The sequence below is a fragment of the Methanospirillum sp. genome (assembly GCF_035406105.1).
GTDB lineage: Archaea > Halobacteriota > Methanomicrobia > Methanomicrobiales > Methanospirillaceae > Methanospirillum.
The window spans coordinates 1-1,895 of sequence record NZ_DAONKG010000322.1 but is presented as its reverse complement, the minus strand read 5'-3'; the positions used below and the strand labels follow the sequence as shown (position 1 = coordinate 1,895).

Here is a 1,895-nt window from a genome sequence, read left to right as displayed (position 1 = left end):
GGCTGCCGGTTGTGACCATGTACAGGGTTTTTTTCTCCCTTCTGCGGTGACTCCGTCTCAGGATGCTGATGATGTCACCCTGCTTGCAGAGTTTCTTCAGATTCCGGTGCTGACCATACCTATCGATCCCTTCATCGACCAGTACCGCATGATGCCTGGCTTTACCGAGACGTCGTACCTGGTAGGAAACCTCATGGCACGGATCAGGATGACCATCCTGTACTATTATGCAAACCAGATGAACCGGCTGGTGTGCGGGACCTCAAATTATACCGAGTATGTGCTTGGGTATTGCACGAAATTTGGTGATAATGCAGCAGATGTCCAACCTATCATCCATCTGCAAAAGAGTGAGGTTTGGAGCATTGCAGAGCATCTTGGTATCCCGCACCGGCTTATTGAGAAGACTCCCTCAGCCGGACTCTGGCACAACCAGACTGATGAGAATGAACTGGGGATGAAATATGACGTCATTGATGCGGCAATCTCGCATCTCGAGGAGCAGGGCTGGGAACCCAGGACTTTGGAAGAGGAGTGGGTTGTGGAAAAAATGCAACGTGCGGGCCACAAACAACGACCTGCACCTCAGGTGAACAGGTAGAGTTTTTTATACTCGTTCACAAATGAGCCAGGGGCATTTAAAAATGCCAGGCTTTTCTCATCACCGATGCAGGCATATAATGTCTTCCTTGGGAATGGTGCGGGGAGTGGTGTTCCATTACAGATCACCTCCCGAACGGGGGCAATGGTATCTGGATAGCGGGCATTTTTCACGATCCTTCCATCTGCAAAGACATAATATGCTGCTCCCCGCATGTTCTCAAACGGAAGATACTCACTGGTAAAGGCAGATGAGACAAGATTTGCCATAAGCAGGGTGTCTGGTGACGGGTTGATGGTCACATGTCCGTATCCGGGAGGAATAAGGACAAGATCTCCTTTTCGTGCCCTGACAAGGATGATATCCGAGAGATCCTTTTTCTGGAGCAGATAGAGTGCCTCCCCTTCAAGCACTTCGTAGATCTCCGGATATGCATAGCCATCCGGAGCCGACTGATGATAATGACCCTTCGTTTTTATCCACTCCCCACAGATGATCCTCCCCGGAATTTTCGTGATATCATATCTGATCTTATGATCAAGCAGCCATCTCCGGTCATCTTCAGTCTGTGAAAGACCACGAAACATCTCATATGCGGGACCTTCGCATCTGCAGTCAGGATCTGCCATCACGGGGATTAATTCACGCAAGTCCCTGATATCGGGGTGCGTCAGTGGGATCGTCTGCATGTCAGTTCATCTTCTCCTCTTCTACTAAAGCCTTACGCATTTTCATGCGTCTCATAAATCTGATACAAATTTCATGGTTGAAATGTCGCAAAGTCCCTTCATCGCCTGCATGTGAACGGGTATCCCCTCCTCCCTGAGAGCGGCCACCCAGTTTGTGCCTCCAAGGGCTGCAAGACCCATGTACTGCGGATCAACCGCCACACCGAGGCAGGGTGTATTTGGAAGACCAAGATCCAGAATCCCGGTAAAGTATCCTTCCGTGAGTTCTTCAAGGACCTCTTCCTCCTCATCCTCCGCCTCCATATGGCACTGCCTGATATTCCCAAGCACGCTGCCGTCCCCATCTTTCATGACCTGGCGGACCGATGTTATCTCCTGGGAAACGAGCACCTGAAGGGGGTCTATCGTGGTATATTCATATTTTATCAGGTGTGTAAACCGCTTGGGTATGTTATGTGTAACCTCGACAACGCCTCCACCAATTGGATTGAAGGGAATTCCACGTCGCAAAAGCAGTCCGTCAAGGGTGGTACTGCACAAGGTGAGAATGCCGATGTACTTCTGGGGCACAATATATCCGTCCAGTTCTTCTCCCGGGTGCAACA

At 50.2% G+C, this 1,895-nt stretch carries 3 protein-coding genes; 1 reads left to right on the top strand and 2 read right to left on the bottom strand.

From position 1 onward, the window contains the following. Positions 1–601: NAD(+) synthase (gene nadE, locus PLA23_RS13025; RefSeq protein WP_324475473.1), on the top strand; the 601-nt coding region annotated here is incomplete at its 5' end. Here the strand turns inward: nadE and PLA23_RS13020 are convergent. Beyond that, on the bottom strand, positions 586–1,290 hold the full coding sequence (locus tag PLA23_RS13020; RefSeq protein ID WP_324475472.1) for a glucose-6-phosphate isomerase family protein: 705 nt from the start codon (positions 1,288–1,290) through the stop codon (positions 586–588). The genes nadE and PLA23_RS13020 overlap by 16 nt on opposite strands. Before the next feature lie 51 nt (positions 1,291–1,341). Beyond that, positions 1,342–1,895, bottom strand: a 554-nt coding sequence (locus tag PLA23_RS13015) for an NrpR regulatory domain-containing protein (RefSeq protein ID WP_324475471.1), incomplete at its 5' end; no start/stop codon positions are given.

Excerpts from the sequence above, each read along its gene's own strand:
- PLA23_RS13020 (WP_324475472.1), bottom strand. The coding sequence starts at position 1,290 with ATGCAGACGATCCCACTGACGCACCCCGATATCAGGGACTTGCGTGAA.